Below are 20,108 nucleotides of genomic sequence, written 5' to 3' on the forward strand. Positions count from 1 at the left end.
AGCGCATCAGCATGACCGCTAAAGGCACCATCCTCGTTACCGGCGGTGCGGGCTACATCGGCTCGCACACGGCCGTCGAGCTGCTCGACAACGGCTACGATGTCGTGATCGTCGACAACCTCGTCAACAGCAAGGCCGAGTCCGTGCGGCGCATCGAGAAGATCACGGGCAGGACGCCCGCGTTCCACCAGGTCGACGTGTGCGACGAAGCCGCGCTCGCGAAGGTGTTCGACGCGCATCCGATCACCGGCACGATCCATTTCGCGGCGCTCAAGGCGGTTGGCGAATCGGTCGCGAAGCCGCTCGAGTACTACCAGAACAACCTCGGCGGCTTGCTGACGGTGCTCAAGGTGATGCGCGAGCGCAACGTCAGGCAGTTCGTGTTCAGCTCGTCGGCGACCGTGTACGGCGTGCCGGAGCGCTCGCCGATCGACGAATCGTTCCCGCTGTCCGCGACCAACCCGTACGGCCAGTCGAAGCTGATGGCCGAGCAGGTCCTGCGCGATCTCGAGGTCTCGGACCCGTCGTGGCGCATCGCGACGCTGCGCTACTTCAACCCGGTTGGCGCGCATGCGAGCGGGCTGATCGGCGAGGATCCGGCCGGCATCCCGAACAACCTGATGCCGTACGTCGCGCAGGTCGCGGTCGGCAAGCTCGAGAAGCTGCGCGTGTTCGGCTCCGACTACCCGACGCCGGACGGCACCGGCGTGCGCGACTACATCCACGTCGTCGATCTCGCGAAGGGGCACATCGCCGCGCTCGACGCGCTCGCGACGCGCGACGCGAGCTTCGTCGTGAACCTCGGCACGGGCCAGGGCTACAGCGTGCTGGAAGTCGTGCGCGCGTTCGAGAAGGCGTCGGGCCGCCCGGTGCCGTACGAACTCGTCGCGCGCCGCCCGGGCGACATCGCCGAGTGCTACGCGAATCCGCAGGCCGCCGCCGACCTCATCGGCTGGCGCGCGACGCTCGGAATCGACGAGATGTGTGCCGACCACTGGAAATGGCAGGAGGCGAACCCGCGCGGTTTTGTATAATCCGCTGTCCATTTTTCGAGCGATCCCATGCTCAGCTTCGCGTCCGGCTTCATCGTCTCCCTGCTCGTCACGTTGTTCATCGTGCGTTATGCGCATCTGCACGAGAAATTCTCGATCGACAGCGACCTGGCCGGCGTGCAGAAATTCCACGTGCGGCCGGTGCCGCGCGTCGGGGGCATCGGGATCCTCGCCGGCGTCGTCATTGCCGCGCTGGTGCTGTCCCGGCGCTACCCGACGATCTCCGGCAGCATTCTCGGGATCGTCGCGTGCGGGCTGCCGGCGTTCCTGTCAGGCCTCGTCGAGGACCTGACCAAGCGCGTGTCGCCGCGCGCGCGGCTGCTGTGCACGATGGGCGCCGCCGCGCTGGCGTTCTGGCTGCTGAACATCGCGGTCACGCGCATCAGCGTGCCGCCGCTCGACTTCCTGCTCCACTACGTCGCCATTTCGGCGTTCATCACCGTGCTCGCGGTCGCGGCGCTGGCGAACGCGATCAACATCATCGACGGCTTCAACGGCCTCGCGTCGATGGTCAGCTTCATGATGTTCGCGTCGCTTGCCTACGTCGCGTTCCACGTCAACGACCCGGTCGTGATGTCCGCGTCGATCATCATGATGGGCGCCGTGCTCGGCTTCTTCCTGTGGAATTTCCCGGCCGGCCTGATCTTCCTCGGCGACGGCGGCGCGTATTTCATCGGCTTCATGCTCGCCGAACTCGCGATCATGCTGGTGATGCGCAACCGGGAAGTGTCCGCGTGGTATCCGGTGCTGCTGTTCATGTATCCGATCTTCGAGACCTGCTTCTCGATCTATCGGAAGAAGTTCATTCGCGGGATGTCGCCGGGGATTCCGGATGGCGTGCATCTGCACATGCTCGTGTACAAGCGGCTGATGCGCTGGGCCGTCGGCACCAAGCATGCGCACGATCTCACGCGGCGGAATTCGCTCACATCACCTTATCTTTGGCTGCTGTGCCTCGTCGCGGTGATTCCCGCGACGCTGTTCTGGCGGCACACCGTGCACCTGTTCGTGTTCGTCGTGCTGTTCGCGCTGACCTATGTGTGGCTGTACCTCAGCATCGTGCGGTTCAAGGTGCCGAGGTGGATGGTCGTGAGGAAGGAAAGACGCGGGCATTGAGCGTGGCGGATGGCCGGCGTGCTGCCGGTTCGCGCGACGACGTGTGCCCCCGATGACGAACGAGTCGCCGTTGCCGACTGGATCAATGACGGCGCCCCGGCGACTCGACCAACGAACGACTAGCTTCCCGCGGTATTCGAGCTCCAGCTCGGCACCCGCGCATAGATCACGATGTTTCCGTCGTCCTGAAGATATGTGGCAGCCCCTGGATTGCCGCTGGTGCCGGCATACCACAGCGGAGCGCCCCCGGAACTGTAGACGACCAGATTGCCGTCCCCTTGCATCGTCGCATACGCACCAGGATGATTGTAAGTACTCGAACTCCACTGCGGAACGCCCTGGCGCATCAGCACCAGATTCCCGTCGCCCTGCATGACGAGCACGTTTGCGCCGTTGCCTGAAGTCAGGCTCTGGCCGCCGCTCAGCGTCATGCCGCCGTTCCAGACGGCCGGGCCGCTCGATGAATTCGGCAGGCCCGCCGCGGCAGTCGACGTGGCAAATACCGGCACGGACACGCGGTAGATCACCATGTTGCCGTCGTCCTGCACGGACAGACGCTGGCCAAAGGTCGTGCCGTTGGTCGACGAGAACCACAACGGCTTGCCGCTCGCGCTGTAGATCACGAAGTTGCCGTCAGTCTGGAACACGGCATAGGCCCCGGCATTTCCGTAGGTCCCCGAATTCCACACCGCGGCGCCATTGGCCGTGTTGTACAGCACCAGGTTGCCGTCATCCTGCATGGCCAGCCGATGACTTCCTGACGCCGAGTACACGATTTGCGACGGCCTGAGCGTCGTCCCTTCGGTGACCTCGCCGCCATAGATCGGCGAGGTCGGCACGCATATCGCGGAATGCAGCGCGCTGACGTTCGGCGTGCCCCAACCGGTCACGAAATCCCATCCCGAACCCGCACTGTATGCGCCGTTCGACCCGTTGGTGACATCGCGAAAGATCGATGGGGTCGTCGCTTGTGCGCTGTACAGCGTGGGCGCCGCGAAACCGAGACTGGCCGCGCAGCCACCGGACAGCATGCGCGCCCAGGTCGCGGCAAACAGCGGCGCGGACAGGCTCGTCCCGCCTATGATCTCGAGTTGTCCACCGACGACGACCTGTGCACCGCTGTACGGATCGGCGTCGAACGCGATGTCCGGCATGCCTCGAAAGAAACGGCCCTTGAGCGCCGGCACGTTCGACTGCCACGACGGAATCGGCTCGATGCCACTAATGCCGCCGCCGCTGCCATCCCACGCGGTCTCGCCCGCGTAGCTGCCGTTCCCGTTCGTATAAAGCGATGTGCCGCCCACGGCTACCACGTAGGGGGAAGTCGCCGGGTATTGCACCGACGTGCCGCTGCAGCCGTATGCAACACTGCCTGAATCCCCGGAGCTGACCGCGAAAGTCTGTCCCTGCGCGACGGCGAGCTCGAACAGCGCGTCGATGGCGGCCGTCGGCGCCCAGTTCTCGCAACCGCCGATCGACATGTTCACGACGCGGGCGGTGTTGTCGGTCACGGCCCGATTGATCGCGAGCGCCATGTTGCTCCACGCGAAAGATGGCGCGACATAGAAATTGAGTTGCTTGAGGCCACCGGACATCCCGACGATGGTCTGGCTATCGAGCGACCATTCGGTGTTCGCGCTGGTGTCGGCGCTTGGCGAGCCGACGTTGATCACCGAAACGGGTACGGCAGGCAACTGGTGGTTGCTTTCGAAGGTGGCCAGGTCGATGACGGGCTGCGTCAGATTGCCTTCCGCAATGATGCCCACGGTGATGTTGCTGGCCGTCGGAGTACCGCCCACGGAATAGATGCCGGGAAAGTCCGTCGGACTATGCGCGACCGTCACGGCCGCGGTTGTCGGCGACGCATTCGCTTGCGGCGCCGCTGCCGAAAGGGTGGCGCGAACGAAATGCGGATGGAGGCGGGTCGCCGTATCCAGCCCCAGTACCGATTGAACTACCCCGCCGATCGCATCGGGCATCGTCTCCGGGGCGGTGTTGATATGGGCGCTGGTGCCGTCCGACATCGCGACCGGCACCAGCGTCGTCTGGAACACGCCGGAGATCACACCGGCCGGCGCATCGGCTTCGACGATCATGTTGTTGCCGGCGACGTTGATGTTCGTGAAGCCCTTACTTTGCAGATAGGCCTTCACGGTGGCGACCTGGCCGGCGGAGGGCGTGTATCGCGCGGCGATCTGCGCGGAAGTCAGCACGGCGCCGTAACTGGCGCTGCCGGGCGTTCGCGCGTCCTGCACGAAGCGATGCAACGCGGCTTCGTCGTTCAGTTTGAGTACGAGCGCGACATGGATCGGCGCCGTCGCGTTCATCGGCGCCGCGCTCACCACGTTGCCCGTGGCGCGCAGTGCGGACACTTTGCCCGTCTGCGCGGCGACATTGGTAGCGGCGGCCGTCGGACTATCGTCGCCGCCGCACCCGGCAAGCGCGAACACCATGAGGGCCGCGCTCATTCCCCTTGCAATATGCTGCTTCATTGGATTGGTATGGACCGTAGAGCTCGTATTTGGCTTTTCGTTCTTTTACGGCAATCGCACGGCAACCTTGAGGAAAACATAGGAAGTAATTGGCCGGTAGTCAAATGAATGCGGCCAGGCGATGCGGGGGATGAGAAGGGGCTGATCCGTATGTCGAGCGGGAAGAAGGCACCGAACGATTGCCGGCGCGGGCGGGAGATGGAGCGGCGCGCTACCGCCGCCCTTCATACGATATTCGTTATATCGGCCGAGGCCGACCATCACCTAAAATCAACGTGTCAGCCCGGACTTGCGCCAGCGCCACTCGATCCACGCGCCGACGACGGCGAGCACGGCATACCACGCAACCACGACCGCCCACTGCCCAGCCACGGAAGGCAGTTGTCGCGCCGCGAGTCCGGCCGCCGAACCACCGAGCATCAACGCGTAGTACAGCAGCGCCACCGGTACGTGCGAACCGAGCGTTCGTACCAGCCGTTGATAAAAATGTTCGCGATGCGCCTGCCATACCTTCTCGCCACGCAGCAGGCGGCGCAACAGCGTCACGGACGCATCCGCGATGAAAGGCCCGAACGCCATCGCGATGAACCACACCGGCCAGACGCCATGCTGCCAGCCCCACAGCCCGAATGCACCGGCCAGGAAGCCCAGCGGAATCGATCCGACATCGCCAAGAAATACCTTCGCCGCACCGAAATTGAGCACGAGAAAACCCAGCCCCGCGCCCGCGATCACGCCGCTCGCCATCGCGAGCTCCGGCGCGACGCGCGCCGCTGCGATCGCATAGGTGCCGAACCCCAGCACCGTCATGCCGGCCGCGAGACCGTTCGCGCCGTCCATGAAGTTATAGAGATTCACGATCCAGACGAGCGCGACGACTACCAGCACCGTCGCCCATATCGGCATCCCGGTGGACGAGACTGCGACGGCGCCCGCGGCTACCAGCAAATGCACGCTGAAACGCACCCGGGCCGACAGGCCGCGCCGGTCGTCGATCAACGACACGACGGCCAGCACGAACGCGGCGAGCGCCGCCCAGCCGAATCCCGGCACGCCGAGCGCGATCAGCGGCAGCGTCGAACACATCACGCCCCATCCGCCAACACGCGGCACCGGACGTTCGTGGAGGGAGCGCTGGTTCGGCACGTCGACGGCGAGTCGCCACGCGAGACCCGACTTGAGCAGCCACGCGAGCACCGCGAAGCTGGCGCATGCCGCAAACGCGGCAACAACCACGATCGGCAGCGATGCAATCATGCTCCGCCTCCCCTCTCCAAACCGGCCACCGTCCGCGCCAGTCCCTGGTCGACGGTAAACGGCGGCGCCCAGCCGAGCGCGCGCAGGCGCGCGCAGTCGATCCGCAGCGGAGTGGTCAGTCGGTCGACGGCCGCGCGTCGCCCGGTCAACGCACCCGCGGCACGCAACCAGGCGACGGGCACCGGCACGAGGCGCGGCGACCGGCCGAGCGCAGCGGCGATTCCCGTGACGAGATCGGCGACGGACTGGTCGTTGCCGTCGGTCACATGGAACACTCCATCCGTCGGTTCCTCGCGTGTCGCCAGGAACCGCAACGCGTCGACAAGGTTGCCGATATACACCATGCTGCGCTGCGCATGCGCAGCCCCAAGCGGCAAGGGCACGCCACGCGCGACCGCGCGCATCAGCCCGAGGAAATTCGCCCGCACGCCGGGACCGTACACGAGCGGAGGCCGCACGACCGTCAGCTCGATCCCGCTGGAAGCGCACGCATCGCGTAACGCGACTTCCGCCTCGTGCTTCGAGATTCCATACGGATCGCCGGGGCGCGGCACATCGTCCTCGCGCAACGGGCGGCCGTTCTCTTGCTCGCCGAGCGCCTTCACGCTGCTCACGAAAACGAACCGGCGCACCCCGGCGCGGCGCGCAGCCTCGAGCGCATTGAGCGCGCCCCGGACGTTCGCGGACCGGTAGGACGCAAGTGGATCAGTTGCGTCGTCGTGCATCACGTGCACGCGGGCGGCGAGATGCACGAATGCGCTGCACGGTGGCAAATCAGGCTGTCCTGCCGCGACGCTGGCGAAATCATCGTCCGCGATGACGCACTCAGTGGCCCGCGCATCGGTATTGCCTGCGTGGCGGCGAACGAGCGCGACAACCTCGTGTCCCGCCTCGCACAACGCCTGCACCAGTGCGCGCCCCACGAAACCGTTCGCCCCGCTCACGCCAATCCGCATTGTCCTTCCTCCATCGCAGGCGTGCGGCGCCGCACGCGCGTCAGACCAGTGAATGATAGACCTCGCAGGTCTTGTCCACGGTGGCGTCCCACGTGAGCTCGGCCGCGCGCCGCAATCCCTTCTCCACCAACAGGTCGCGCAACGCGGCGTCCGTCAGCAGGCGCTCGAGCCCGGCCTCGATCGCGTCGACCGAATAGGGATCGACTTCCAGCGCGGCGCCGTTCGTCACCTCCGGAATCGACGTCACGTTCGACGTCAGTACGGGCGTCCCGCTCGCCATCGCCTCCGCCACCGGAAGACCGAATCCTTCGTAAAGCGACGGATATGCGAAGACGGCGGCCGATGCGAAGAGATGCAGCAGGCTCGAGCGCGACAGGTATCCCGGCGAAATGATCTGGCCCGCCCGGGCCAGCGGCTCGATGCATGACATCAGCTGCGAATTTTTCCAGCCGTCCGCGCCGACGAGCACCAGCGGGTACATCCGTCGCAACTCCTCGGGCAGCCGTGCAAATCCTTCGACCAGCCGCTGAAGGTTCTTGCGCGGCTGCAGCGTGCATACCGACAGGACGAAACGCCGCGACTCGATCCCGAGCGCCTCGAGCACAGGACGGCATTCTTCTTCGCTATATGGCCGGAAAACCGGTTCGACGCCAAGATGGATCGGCACCACCCGCTCCTCCGGCACATCGTAGATGTCGAGCAGTTCCTGCTTCGTGTACAGGCTGTCGACGATTATCGCGCCGGCCTGTCGCAGCGAGCGTGGCAGCCCGTGATCGAGGTAGTTGACGGCCACCCGCGGATGAAACTCCGGATGACGCCGGTGGGACAGGTCATGCACGGTCACTACGTTCGGGCCGCGATAGCGCGACGCGACGAAGTTGGTCTCGTGATAGAGATAGCCGCGCCGCGCGAAGTCGCTGCGCAGCGCGCGAGAGGCTGAACTCCGCACGACCGTACGCAAACGATACAGCCCCGGAATCGCTCTCGATTTCTGCAACAGGCTCGCGGTCATGCCGTTGCGGAACTGAACGGCCTTCTGCAGCGACGACTGGTCGAGCATCATGGCATCGAGACTCTCGCCCTGAAATACGGTTCGCCCGACCCAACCGGCGACGTCTTCGACGTCGCTGCGCCGCAGCAGCCCTTCGAGCAGATGTTGTGTGTAGTAGCCGATGCCGCTTCGGGGCGGGCGCAGCGAATTGAGATCGAAAAGCAGTTTCATGCGAGCGAAGGCCAAACGAACTTGACGACGCCGCTACCCGTCGGAAGACGGATCACGGCGTCGTATCGGGAATAGGAAGGATAGACGACCTGATCAGGCCGACCGGGCCGCAACGACAGGCTGCAACTGCGGCAAGACCGTCGGCTGGTATTCGGGCACCCATCGGCGCAGATCCCGTCGCACCTCGTCGTCGGGCAGCACGCGATTCTGCATCAGCCACGGCAGCAGGTCGTCGAGCAGGTTGTCCGGCACCTCGCGCGCGCGCGCGATGCGCAGCTTCGGATGCGGCGTACGGGTCGCGGTCTCGTCATCCGCGAGCAGTTCCTCGTACAGTTTTTCGCCTGGCCGCAGGCCCGAGAAGGAGATGCGGATCTGACTCTCGTCAAAACCGTAGAGGCGGATCAGGTCGCGGGCCAGATCGACGATCCTGACCGGCTGCCCCATGTCGAGGACGAAGATCTCGCCACCGAGCCCCATGCTGGAAGCCTGCAGCACCAACTGCGATGCCTCCGGGATCGTCATGAAGAAGCGCGTGACTTCCGGATGGGTGACCGTAACGGGGCCGCCCTTCGCGATCTGCTGCTGGAATTTCGGAATGACGCTGCCGGCGCTGCCGAGCACGTTGCCAAAGCGGACCGTCTCGAACTGTGTCGAGCTCGATTGCTGCAGCGCCTGGCAAGCCATTTCCGCTAGCCGCTTGCTCGCACCCATTACGTTCGTCGGGTTGACGGCCTTGTCCGTCGAGATCAGCACGAAGTGGCGCGTGGCATGACGCGCTGCCGCACGCGCGACGCGATACGTGCCAAGCACGTTGTTGCGGACTGCTTGCCACGCGTTGAATTCTTCCATCAACGGAACATGCTTGTAGGCCGCCGCATGGAAAACGATGTGCGGCGCATGGCGACGGAACACTTCGTCGAGCAGCAGCGAGTCCTTCGCATCGCCGACGATCGGCACGACGTCGACGCCAGGGAAACGCTCGTGCAGATCTTCGGTCAGCCGGTAGATCGCGTACTCCGAAAGATCGAACGCAACTAGCTGGGCCGGCTCGAAGCGCAGGATCTGGCGGCACAGTTCCGAACCGATGGAGCCACCCGCACCAGTCACCATCACGGCCCGCCCGCGCAGCAGCGCATCGACGTGCGCGGTATCGATCGACACGGGCTCACGGCCCAGTAGATCCTCGAGATCGATCTGCCGCACGCGCGACAGGGAAGCCTGGCCCTGCGCGACGTCGGCGAGCGCGGGCAGCACCATCGCACGCACGCCGGCCCGCACGCAGAGCGTCGCAACCCGCCGCTGCACTTCGACCGGCGCGGACGGGATCGCGATGATCGCGGTTTCGACGCGCAGCATGTCGGCGAAATGCGGCAGCTCGTCGATCGCGCCAAGCACCTTGTAGCCGTAGATTTCCCGGCCGCGTTTGGTCGGGTCGTCGTCCAGGAGCCCGATCAGGCGCCATTCGCCCGAACGAGACAGCTCGCGCGCGAGATTGGCGCCGGCCGTGCCCGCACCGAGCACGACGACCGGCTTGCCTTGTGCGACCAGGCCGCCGTATCGATAGAATTCCTTCACCGTGCGGTACAGCGCACGCGCGCCGCCGGTCGACAGGAACAGCAGCAGCGGGGAAACGAGCAGGACCGAACGAGGAATGATCGGCGTCGGCTGCAGCATCACCGCGCCGATCATCACGAGCAGCGCACCGATGCCCACCGCCTTCGCAATGCGAACGAGATCGGGCAGGCTCGCGAACACCCACATGCCGCGGTACAGGCCGCAGATCCTGAACAAGATCCCGTAGGTCGGGACGACGCCCGTGAGCGCAATGAGACAACCGTGCCAGAATTCCTCCGGCACGGTCCCGTTGAAGCGAATCACGTAAGCCGATATCCATGCGGCGGCGACGGCGAGCAAGTCGAATCCGAATACGCTCAATGACCGCCACGACGGTTTGAATCGAAGCATGCGTGAGATCCTAGTGAAACAGAACGTTAACTACTGTGCGGCAGCCATCGCTCGAACGGCTTGGCCGCTTGGCCATATCGTATAGTGTGCGGATCGGCCGGGGGGAGGACATCCCGCGGCGATCGCCGTGAACCGGTAGGAATTATGCCGATAGACTGAACAAACAGGCAAATTCGGATACCTGCGTGTCGCGGCGGACGTGATTTCGGGACAATACCCTGTCTTGATTTATTGTTGTTTTCGTGCAGTGCAACTTCCGTAACGAGATGTATGGTGCGATGGTCCGGCAGGGTGAAATCCGCTAGAATCGCAGCCTTCCGATGGTCCCGCACCATGCCGTAAACGGATCGTAACCAGATCGAGTCAATGAATATCATACCCGTCATCATCTGCGGAGGCGCGGGCACCCGCCTGTGGCCCGTGTCGCGTGAAGCGTTTCCGAAGCCGCTGTTGCGCCTTGCTGACGGGCAAAGCCTGCTCCAGAAGACCTATCTTCGAGCCCAGCAGGCGACCGCTGCACGCGAAGTCGTCGTCGTCACGAACCGCGAAACCTACTTCCTGACCAAGGACGAGTGCACGAACGTGCGCGAGGCAGGCAGCCGGCTCGGCTTCGTGCTCGAACCCGAGGCCCGCAATACCGCTGCCGCCATCGGCGCTGCCGCCGAATTGATCCGCCGCGAATACGGCCCCGAAGCCGTTATGCTCGTCCTGCCGGCCGACCATCTGGTCGCCGATCAGCCAGCATTTGATGCTGCGGTGCAGCAAGCCGCCGCCGCCGCGGTCGACGGCCAAATTGTGACGTTCGGGATACACCCGACCAGCCCCGAAACCGGCTACGGCTACATCGAATATGATGCGACGTCGGCCCGTGGCCCGACATCGCGCAAAGTGACGCGTTTCGTCGAGAAACCGCAGTTATCGGTCGCCGAGGCGCTCGTCGCCGACGGACGCCACCTGTGGAATGCCGGCATGTTCTGCTTTACCGCTCAGACGATCCTCGCGGAACTCGAGCGGCATGCGCCCGGTGTTGCCGTACCGGTCGTCCATGCGGTCGACACTGCGTCGCGCAGTGCGTCGTCGGACGGCGACTACGCGATCGAACTCACGCCGGCCGCATTCCGCGAAGCGGAAAGCATCTCGATCGACTACGCGGTGATGGAGCGCTCGGCGAACGTCTACGTCGTACCGTGTGACATCGGCTGGAGCGACATCGGCTCCTGGCTGTCGATCAGCAGTCTCACCGCACCTGACGAGCGCGGCAACCGCATCAGCGGCCATGCGCAACTTCACGACGCCGACAACTGCTTCGTACAGAGCGAGGACCGGATAGTCGGCCTCGTCGGCGTGCACGACCTGATCGTCGTCGATACGCCGGACGCCTTGCTCGTCGCATCGGCGCAACGCGCGCAGGACGTCAAACACATCGTCGCGGGACTCAAGCAGTCGAACCACAGCGCGTATCGCCTGCACCGCACCGTGCATCGTCCCTGGGGGACCTACACGGTGCTGGAGGAAGGCGAACGATTCAAGATGAAGCGGATCGTCGTCAAGCCGGGCGCCTCGCTGTCGCTGCAGATGCATCACCATCGAAGCGAGCACTGGGTCGTCGTGAGCGGTTGTGCGGATGTCGTCAACGGCGAGCAGGTCATTTCGCTGCAGCCGAACGAATCGACCTACATTCCGGCCGGTCACAAGCATCGGCTGATCAACCCCGGCGTGCTCGATCTCGTGCTGATCGAGGTCCAGTGCGGCGAATATCTCGGCGAAGACGACATCGTCCGCTTCGAAGACGTCTACGGCCGCACCTCGTCGAACTGACGCGGCCGAGCGGACTGCCCGCGTTCCTGGTCGATCCGGGGCCGCGCGGCATGGATGTCGCGATGCGGCAGGTTTCCCGATGCTGCAACGCGCGTCCCGACGGCAACCGACGCGCGGGAAGCCGCCGCCCTGCGTCGCGCCCACGACCTGTTCATAGGAATTCTGCATGGCAGTAGGAATTGTCAAATCCGCGTGGCGATATCGCGGGTTCATCGTCAGCAGCGTAAAGCGGGAGTTTCAATCACGCTACCGGAATTCGCTGCTCGGCGGAGCGTGGATGGTGATCAATCCGCTGGCGATGATCTTCGTCTATACGGTGATCTTCTCCCAGCTGATGCGCGCGCGACTTCCGGGCGTCGATAGCAATCTCGCGTACAGCGTCTACCTGTGCGCGGGCTCGCTCACGTGGGGCTTGTTCGCCGACACGCTGACGCGTGCGCAGAACGTCTTCCTTGAGCAGGCAAATCTGATCAAGAAGCTCAACTTCCCGCGCATCTGCCTTCCGATCATCGTGGCATTGAACGCGCTGCTGAACTTCGGCATCGTGTTCGCGCTCTTCACGATCTTCCTGCTGATCTCGAACAATTTCCCGGGCTGGTCGTATTTCGCGCTGATCCCGGTACTGCTGCTCCAGGTCGCCTTTTCGATGGGCCTCGGCATCGTGCTCGGCGTGCTGAACGTATTCTTCCGCGACGTCGGCCAGCTCTTCGGCGTGGTCATGCAGTTCTGGTTCTGGTTCACGCCGATCGTCTATCCGATCGCCGTCCTGCCGGAACGCGTGCGCCATTACATCATGTTCAATCCGATGGCGCGCGTGATTACCGCTTATCAGGACATCTGCGTATGGCACCGCATGCCCAACTGGTACTCGCTGTGGCCCGTTCTTGCCCTTGCCGTACTGCTCTGCGCGGCCGGCGCATATATTTTCCGCAGGCATTCGGCTGAAATGGTGGACGAACTGTAATGACGGCGATCAAGGTAGCCGGCGTCGGCAAGGCATACAAAATCTATCGGTCCCGTTGGGGGCGACTCATCGAATGGCTCGTGCCGGGCGCGAACCGCCACGAGATGCGATGGGTGCTGCGCGATATTTCGTTCGACATCGAACCAGGCGAAGCCGTGGGCCTGATGGGCGTCAACGGCGCGGGCAAGAGCACGCTGCTCAAGATCATCACGGGCACGACACGCGCGTCCGAAGGCCAGATCGCGATCAATGGTTCGGTCGCAGCACTGCTCGAACTCGGCATGGGCTTCCATCCGGACTTCACCGGCCGGCAGAACGTCTACATGGCCGGCCAGTTGCTCGGCCTGACCAATCATGATGTCGACACGCTGATGCCGGAAATCGAGGAATTCGCCGAGATCGGCGAATACATCGACCAGCCTGTGCGCGTCTATTCGAGTGGCATGCAGATGCGTCTGGCGTTCAGCATCGCGACGGCCCGCCGTCCCGACATCCTGATCGTCGACGAAGCGCTGTCCGTCGGCGACGCGTATTTCCAGCACAAGAGCTTCGACCGGATCCGCAAGTTCCGCGAACAGGGCACCACCCTGCTGCTCGTCTCGCACGACAAGACCTCGATCCAGTCGATCTGCGACAAGGCGATCCTGCTCGAGAAGGGCACCGTCGCCAAGATCGGCCCGCCCGAGGAGGTGATCGACTTCTACAACGCGTCGCTCGCGCAGCGCCAGAGTCAGACGATTCGCCAGGAAGTGACGGCGGAGGGCAACACACGCACCATCTCCGGTACCGGCGAAGCCATGGTCGAGCATATCGTGCTCCGCGACGGCGACGGCAACGAAGTCGAAATGGTCGACGTGGGCTCGAGCGCGCAGCTCGAGATCACGGTGCGCGCCAACGAGGCGATTCCCAAGCTCGTCCTCGGGTACATGATCAAGAACCGCCTCGGCCAGGACATCTACGGCACCAACACGTACCACACGAAACAGATCGCGGAAGACGTGAAGGCCGGCGAACGCCTGAAGTTCACATTTGCGTTCGACATGAATGTCGGTCCCGGCTCGTATTCGGTTGCAACCGCACTCACCAGCGGGTCGGATCACCTCACCAACAACTATGAGTGGCGCGACTACGCACTTGTCTTCACCGTCGCGAACCTGACCCGCCCCTTCTTCCTTGGTTTCAGCTTCATCGAACCCACCATCCGGATCGAGCGGCAATGACCTTTCTCTCCTTTGCGCAGAACTTCGAAGACATCGTTCTCTGGCGCGCGCTTTCCGATGTCGAACAAGGGTTCTACATCGACGTCGGTGCCAACGAACCGATCGAGGATTCCGTCACGAAGGCGTTCTACGAACGGGGCTGGCACGGTGTCAACGTCGAGCCGGTCACCGAACATTTCGATGCGCTCGTGCAGGATCGGCCACGCGACATCAATCTCGCGTGTGCACTGGGCGAAAAGCCCGGCCGCCTGACGCTCTATGAAATCGATGCGCGCGGCCTGTCGACCAACGCGCCCGAGATCGCGGATCGCTACCGCGAAAATGGTCGTCTGCACGGCGAACGCGAGGTCGAGGTTCGTACGCTCGCAGATGTCTGCGAAGCGTACGCGCCGCGCGACATCCATTTCCTGAAGATCGATGTCGAGGGCTTCGAGCGCAACGTGCTGCTCGGCGCGGATTTCAAACGCTTCCGCCCGTGGATCCTCGTGATCGAATCGACCGAGCCGAATTCGCCGGTCGACAACAGCGCAGAGTGGGAATCGATCGTGACCGACGCCGGTTACGAATACGCATACTTCGACGGCCTGAACCGGTTCTATGTCGCGGCCGAGCATCGCGACCTGAAGCCGCGCATCGCGCTCGCGCCGAACGTGTTCGACCGTGCGAAGCTGCGTCGCGGCCACTGCTTCGTGCTCGATCCCGAAGTGTCGCCGGACGCGCATCGAGCTCTGCAGGACACCCTTGCGGAGCGTGAGCGCGCGCTGGCTGCATTGCAGGACGAACTGGCCGCATTGCAGGGCGAGCTGGCCGCAGTGCGTGCCGAGCTCTCGGAAGCGCACCTGACCGCCGCCCATGCCGACGCGCAGGCGATGGACCTGAAGCGCCAGCTCGCCACGCTGCAGGCGGACCACGCGCGGCAGTCCGAACAGCTTGCACGGCCGCTCGTGCGCGTGGCGCTGCGGCTGCACGGCGCATCGCGATAAGTGACGACGAGGAATCGACGACATGACTCAATCCGATAACCGCCCGGACGTTGCATCGGGCGACGAAGCATCGACTCGCGACGCGCGCATCCGCGATTCGCAGGCGTTCGCGAAGCATCTCGAACCCATGCGCGAGGACACGCGCCCCGTGCTGTCCCCGTTACGCATCGATGCGGAATTGCTCGCGCGCATCGGCATGCTGAGACACCTCGCCGCGCCGCGCACGTCGCTGCCGCCGCGCATCGCGCGCTACCGGGTACTGCGGTTCGCTCCCGTGCAGCGCGTGATCCTGCGCGTGTGGAACTACGTCACGCGTCCGGGCCGCACCCAGTCGCAAGCGACGGCCGACTGCGTCGACCTGATTTATACGGAACTCAAGCGGATCACGCAGCATGACCACCGGTAACCTGTCTGCCAAGCGGCGCGTGCTGATCGTCCGTGGCGATCTGAACAGCTACAGCGGGTATGCGTATGCGACCCGTCTCTATCTCGAATGGCTGGAGCCGCACTTCGACGTCGTGCTCGGTGTCGACCTGCATGGACACCCGTCCCGCCATGTCGCGGTATGGCCGTATCCGCTGATCGCCGACAACTGTGTTGCGAGCGCCGCGAAAATGCCCGATAGCGAGGTCGTCGTCCTGACGATTTCGACGCCCGACAACTTCCGCCCGTTCGCCGGCGCGCGGAGCATCGGCCTGTTCTTCTGGGAAACCGATCGTCTCGGCAACCAGTCGTGGATTGCCTCGATCAACGATATCGACGAAGTGTGGGTGCCGGCCCGCTTCATGCAGCCGATGCTCGAGGAAGAAGGCGTCGACATTCCGGTCGTCTATACGCCCTGCCCGATGCCGCGCGGCTCGACCCAACCGCGCGACGTGTCGATTCCCGATCTCACGCTGCGCGAGATTCCGCTGCGCGAGGGCGCGGCTCCGAAACTCGTGTCGTTGTCCGAAGTGCGCGCGGCGAGCGACCTGCTGCTGCTGAGCACCAACACGCTGATCCCGCGCAAAGGCTTCCCGGTCCTCGCCGAAGAATGGCTCGACGTGATTCGCGCACATCCGCGCGCGGGGCTCGTGCTCAAGGTATCGACGATCGACGTCACGGAAACGGCGGATCGCCTGTTCGATCGCGTGGCGACTCTGTTCGCGCAGATCGCGCGCCGCCACGACGTCGATGCGTCGCGCGTCTATCTGTGCACCGGATCGCTGACGCACGACACGATGCAGGCGCTCGGGCAAACCTGCGATGGCTTCCTGACCGCGTCGTTCGGCGAGGGGCTGGGGCTCGGCCTGTTCGAAAATCTGCTGGCGGGCAAGCCGGCCCTGTGTCCTCGTCACACGTCGTTTGCCGAATTCCTGCCGGCCGACTATCGCTATTTCATCGACACCGAGGTCGCCAACTTCGGTCTTGCCGATCCGGTCGGCGTGAACCCGATCTCGGCGCACTGGGGCGTGCTTCGCGAAGGCGCGCTGCTCGCGACCGTCGAAACCCTGCTCGGCGATCTGCGCGAGCGGCGTACGCACGCCGAGACCAGCGCCGCGGTCGAGCATTTCCGGACCGTCTGCAGCCCGCGGGCATGGGAGCTCCACGCATGATGCGTCTTATCATCGACATCACTCCGCTCGCAATCAATCGCACCGCGATGTACTTCATCGTGCGCGATACGGTGCGCCACCTGATCCTGTCCGGCCATCCGGTTCAACTTCAGGCGCTGGGCGAACCGGTTGATCTCGCGGAATTCGTCGCAAACGATTACACGCTGAACGCCAGCTTCGAGTCGCGAGTCGGCGCGCTGCTCGGCGCAGCCCTCGCCAATCCCGATGCGTTCGCGCGTCGCCAGGACGATCGGCAGCCCGAAGCACCCTGCATCAACTTCGTGTTCGACCCGCTGTACCTCCTGTTCGTCGGCCGGGCCGCGCGCACGATCGCGTACGTGCTCGACCTGACGCCGATCACGCGCCCCCAGTGGCACAACCCGAGCGTGTCGCGCCTCTACTCGATCGCGTACGACCGTCTTTACGACCCGTCAATCGACATCCTGTCGATCAGCGAAAGCACGTCGCGCGACCTGTGGGCCAACTACGGCATTCCGCGCAGCCGCATGCGCGTCGTCCCGCTCTATGATCGTTTCGATCATCCGGTCGAAGCGAAGCGTCGCCAGCCGTCGCGGCAATTCCTGTTCGTGGGCAGCCTGGAAACCCGCAAGAACATCACCGGACTCGTCCAAGGCTTTGCGCTGTCGGGACTGGCCAAGGAAGGCTACACGCTGCGTATCGTCGGCGGCGACGGTCACGGTGCCGAGGTTATCAAGGCCGCGGTCGCACGCGTGGAAGGCGCCGTGCTGTGCGGCCGCCTGCCCGACGACAAGCTGCGCGACGAGTACGAGCGCTGCTGTGCCCTTGCATATCCGTCGCTGTGGGAAGGCTTCGGCCTGCCCGCGCTGGAAGCGCTCGCACGCGGCATCCCACTGCTGCTGTCGGACACCGGCGCGCTGCCCGAGGTCGGCGGCCCGTTCGCGCGCTATGTCGACCCCTGCAATCCGCATTCGATCGCGCAGGGCCTCGTCGAAGCCGCGCGGCGCGCAGACGACGACCCCGACTACAGCACGCACACCCTCGGCGCGCGTCAGGAGTGGGTCCGCAAGTTCTCGCGCGAAGCCTACCTGTCGGTCGTCACGGAAGCCGTTCGCCACACGGAGAGTGCGGCCGCTCGATCGAGCGCGCGCAATGACCCGTTGTCCGAACACGCCGCGGCACCCGGCGAGTCCGCCGTCGACACGCCTGCGGCGAATCGCCCGTTGCCGCTCACGCGCCGCATCCGTCGCGCCCTGATCCATCGATCGCGCATCGTGCCAGCCACCATGCGCGACGTACCGGGTAATTCGTTCTCGCTGGACTACCTCTACTGTCTGCAGCAGGAGCGGCGCCTACGCCTGTCGCGGATGCTGTCGCGCTTCATGTCCGGCCGCATCTGGATGTATCCGTGGTACGCGATGCGCGTGGTCGCCGAAGCGATTTCGCTGCAGGTCACCAATACGCTGGTTCGATCGATGATCAACGAGACGCTGATCCAGAAACTGGGGACGCGTCTGGAGCGCGATCATGACTGACGTGGCTGTCGTCAAGCCCGATCACCTCGGCGATTTCGTCCTCAGCGTGCCGGCGCTGCGCGCGCTGCAGAAGAAGTTCGGCAACTACGATCTGTACGCCGCGCCGGGCAACCGGTTCCTGCTCGAGCATTTCCTGCCCGACGGGCCGTCGCTGCATCCGACGAAGCTCGCCCACCTGCAGAAGGACGGGATCGGCGAAGGCATGCCGGACCTGATCGCGCAGCTGAAACCCTACTCGCTCATCGTCTTCCTGCGCGACGACGGGTTCTGCCAGGAGGCGGCCAGCATTCTCGGCACGCGCGCCGTCGCACCGCATAGCGACAACGTCACCCACGAGACACGCATTCAGCAGCGCGTCACCGAATCGCTGACCGGCAAGTACTCGCGCTCGTCGCTAATGTGGCCGGATGGTTCCGCACCACAATGGCCGTCGGCGCTTCGCACCGTCGGCATCTCGCTGAGTGCAGGCTTCTTCGCGAACAAGATTCCGGCGACGACCTGGGTGCGGCTCGCGCAATCGTTGAAATCGAAACATGGCATCGCGATCAAGCTGATAGGCGGCCCGCTCGAGGCAGACGAACTAAGCATGCTCGCGCGTATGCTGAACCTTCCGGATTCGGACGTGATCCACGGCGGTGCGAAGCTGTCCGATTTCCATGCGCGCGTCGGCGAATGCGACGTCGTGGTGGGCGCCGACAGCGGCACCCTGCACCTCGTGTCGGTCTGCCGGCCGGTGCTGGGCGTATTCACGTCGAGCCCGTGGCAACGCTTCTCACCGTTCGGCGCATCGAACCGCGTGCTGTATTCCGACGTCCCCTGCTCGCCGTGCATCCAGTTTTCAAAGGATGCCTACAATGGTTGCGTGATACGCGAATGCGCCGCACTGATCACCGCGCCGGACATCGAAGCCGCCCTGCTCGCATCCGGCTCCGGTGCCAAACCGAAACTGGGGCGCCTGCTGCATTTCGTCTGCGGCCCCAGTCATATCTGACCCGAACCCACCCATGGCCATTATCGAGGACAACGTGAATACCCAGCCTCATGTCCTGGTCGTCGGCGACGTGATGCTCGATCAATACTGGTTCGGCAACGTCAACCGAATTTCGCCGGAAGCACCGGTGCCCGTCGTCGCGGTCCAGCGTACCGAAGACCGGCTCGGCGGCAGCGCCAACGTCGCGCACAACTGCGCGCGGCTCGGCGCGACCGCGACGCTGCTCGCCGTCGCGGGACGCGACGCGAACGCGAGCACAATCGAGCGCCTGTGCCGGGAGAACGGCATTGACGCGCGGCTCTGCGTCGACGACGATCTGCATACGACGGTGAAGCTTCGCGTAGTCGGTCATCAGCAACAACTGCTGCGCCTCGACTTCGAGCGCGCGCCGGCGCCGTCCGTGCTCGCCGAGATCGCGGCCGCATTCGACGACGCGCTGTCGAGCGCCGACGTCGTGATCTTTTCGGATTACCACAAGGGCGCGCTGGACGGCGTGCAGCCTCTGATTCAGCGCGCTCGCTCGCAAGGCAAGGTGGTCCTCGTCGATCCGAAAGGCGACGACTACGAGCGTTATCGCGGCGCGACCCTGCTCACGCCCAATCTCTCGGAATTCAAGGCGGTCGCGGGCCGGTTCGGATCGGAAGCCGAACTTAGCACGAAGGCCGAGGCGCTGCGCCAGCAATTGTCACTCGACAAACTGCTCGTGACGCGCAGCGAGGAAGGCATGACGCTATTCGACGCACGCGGCGCACACCACCAGCCGGCAAAGGCCCGCGAGGTGTTCGACGTGTCGGGCGCGGGCGATACGGTCATCGCCACGCTGGCGGTACGATATGCAACTCACGGCGACTGGCTGCGTGCGATGCACGAAGCCAATGTCGCGGCGGGCGTCGTGGTCGGCAAGCTCGGAACCGCTACCATCACGCTCGACGAACTCGAAAACGCGCTCGCGGCCGAGTAAAT

The 20,108-nt window shown here is 64.5% G+C and carries 16 protein-coding genes; 11 read left to right on the forward strand and 5 right to left on the reverse strand.

Translation table 11 applies throughout. From position 1 onward, the window contains the following. Positions 1-11 precede the first annotated feature (11 nt). Positions 12-1,034 (forward strand): UDP-glucose 4-epimerase GalE, encoded by a 1,023-nt coding sequence (galE, locus tag ACVK00_RS19115; protein ID WP_006751079.1) that lies wholly within the window; start codon positions 12-14, stop codon positions 1,032-1,034. 27 nt (positions 1,035-1,061) lie between these two features. Further along, complete coding sequence (locus tag ACVK00_RS19120) at positions 1,062-2,168, forward strand: MraY family glycosyltransferase (protein ID WP_006751080.1); 1,107 nt, start codon at positions 1,062-1,064, stop codon at positions 2,166-2,168. A 119-nt stretch (positions 2,169-2,287) separates the two neighbouring features. On the opposite strand, the gene ACVK00_RS19125 is transcribed toward ACVK00_RS19120, so the two are convergent. The 5 genes from ACVK00_RS19125 to ACVK00_RS19145 form a co-directional block, all read right to left on the reverse strand. Next, positions 2,288-4,660, reverse strand: a complete 2,373-nt coding sequence (locus tag ACVK00_RS19125) for a protease pro-enzyme activation domain-containing protein (protein ID WP_456826957.1) — start codon at positions 4,658-4,660, stop codon at positions 2,288-2,290. Positions 4,661-4,930: 270 nt separating this feature from the next. Further along, the gene (locus tag ACVK00_RS19130) at positions 4,931-5,917 is read right to left on the reverse strand and encodes an MraY family glycosyltransferase (RefSeq protein WP_284888875.1); all 987 of its coding nucleotides are present in this window, start codon (positions 5,915-5,917) and stop codon (positions 4,931-4,933) included. After that, positions 5,914-6,873: an NAD-dependent epimerase/dehydratase family protein gene (locus ACVK00_RS19135; protein WP_284888874.1), complete on the reverse strand. Its 960-nt coding sequence runs from the start codon at positions 6,871-6,873 to the stop codon at positions 5,914-5,916. Before ACVK00_RS19135 ends, ACVK00_RS19130 begins: the two co-directional genes overlap by 4 nt. Before the next feature lie 40 nt (positions 6,874-6,913). Further along, positions 6,914-8,095 (reverse strand): glycosyltransferase family 4 protein, encoded by a 1,182-nt coding sequence (locus ACVK00_RS19140; protein ID WP_284888873.1) that lies wholly within the window; start codon positions 8,093-8,095, stop codon positions 6,914-6,916. Between the two features lie 93 nt (positions 8,096-8,188). Beyond that, entirely contained in the window at positions 8,189-10,060 is a 1,872-nt protein-coding gene (locus ACVK00_RS19145) for a polysaccharide biosynthesis protein (protein WP_284888872.1), read from the reverse strand. A 366-nt stretch (positions 10,061-10,426) separates the two neighbouring features. Here ACVK00_RS19145 and ACVK00_RS19150 point away from each other — a divergent pair, with 366 nt between their 5' ends. From ACVK00_RS19150 to rfaE1, 9 genes are all read left to right on the forward strand, one after another. Continuing rightward, positions 10,427-11,878 carry a mannose-1-phosphate guanylyltransferase/mannose-6-phosphate isomerase gene (locus ACVK00_RS19150; protein ID WP_284888871.1) on the forward strand — a complete coding sequence of 484 codons (1,452 nt, stop codon included), beginning with the start codon at positions 10,427-10,429 and terminating at the stop codon, positions 11,876-11,878. Positions 11,879-12,044: 166 nt separating this feature from the next. Beyond that, entirely contained in the window at positions 12,045-12,842 is a 798-nt protein-coding gene (locus ACVK00_RS19155; RefSeq protein ID WP_069225251.1) for an ABC transporter permease, read from the forward strand. Continuing rightward, positions 12,842-14,062 carry an ABC transporter ATP-binding protein gene (locus ACVK00_RS19160; RefSeq protein WP_284888870.1) on the forward strand — a complete coding sequence of 407 codons (1,221 nt, stop codon included), beginning with the start codon at positions 12,842-12,844 and terminating at the stop codon, positions 14,060-14,062. Before ACVK00_RS19155 ends, ACVK00_RS19160 begins: the two co-directional genes overlap by 1 nt. Next, entirely contained in the window at positions 14,059-15,045 is a 987-nt protein-coding gene (locus ACVK00_RS19165) for an FkbM family methyltransferase (protein ID WP_284888869.1), read from the forward strand. The genes ACVK00_RS19160 and ACVK00_RS19165 overlap by 4 nt, the downstream gene beginning before the upstream one ends. A 22-nt stretch (positions 15,046-15,067) precedes the next feature. Then, complete coding sequence (locus tag ACVK00_RS19170) at positions 15,068-15,451, forward strand: hypothetical protein (protein ID WP_284888868.1); 384 nt, start codon at positions 15,068-15,070, stop codon at positions 15,449-15,451. Continuing rightward, the gene (locus tag ACVK00_RS19175) at positions 15,438-16,640 is read left to right on the forward strand and encodes a glycosyltransferase (protein WP_284888867.1); all 1,203 of its coding nucleotides are present in this window, start codon (positions 15,438-15,440) and stop codon (positions 16,638-16,640) included. The genes ACVK00_RS19170 and ACVK00_RS19175 overlap by 14 nt, the downstream gene beginning before the upstream one ends. Next, positions 16,637-18,154 (forward strand): glycosyltransferase family 4 protein, encoded by a 1,518-nt coding sequence (locus ACVK00_RS19180; protein ID WP_284888866.1) that lies wholly within the window; start codon positions 16,637-16,639, stop codon positions 18,152-18,154. Before ACVK00_RS19175 ends, ACVK00_RS19180 begins: the two co-directional genes overlap by 4 nt. Beyond that, entirely contained in the window at positions 18,147-19,145 is a 999-nt protein-coding gene (locus ACVK00_RS19185) for a glycosyltransferase family 9 protein (RefSeq protein WP_284888865.1), read from the forward strand. The genes ACVK00_RS19180 and ACVK00_RS19185 overlap by 8 nt, the downstream gene beginning before the upstream one ends. Before the next feature lie 13 nt (positions 19,146-19,158). Next, positions 19,159-20,106 carry a D-glycero-beta-D-manno-heptose-7-phosphate kinase gene (gene rfaE1, locus ACVK00_RS19190; RefSeq protein WP_284888864.1) on the forward strand — a complete coding sequence of 316 codons (948 nt, stop codon included), beginning with the start codon at positions 19,159-19,161 and terminating at the stop codon, positions 20,104-20,106. The last annotated feature ends 2 nt before the right edge of the window (positions 20,107-20,108 follow it).

It is taken from the genome of Burkholderia sp. PvR073 (genome assembly GCF_054055695.1).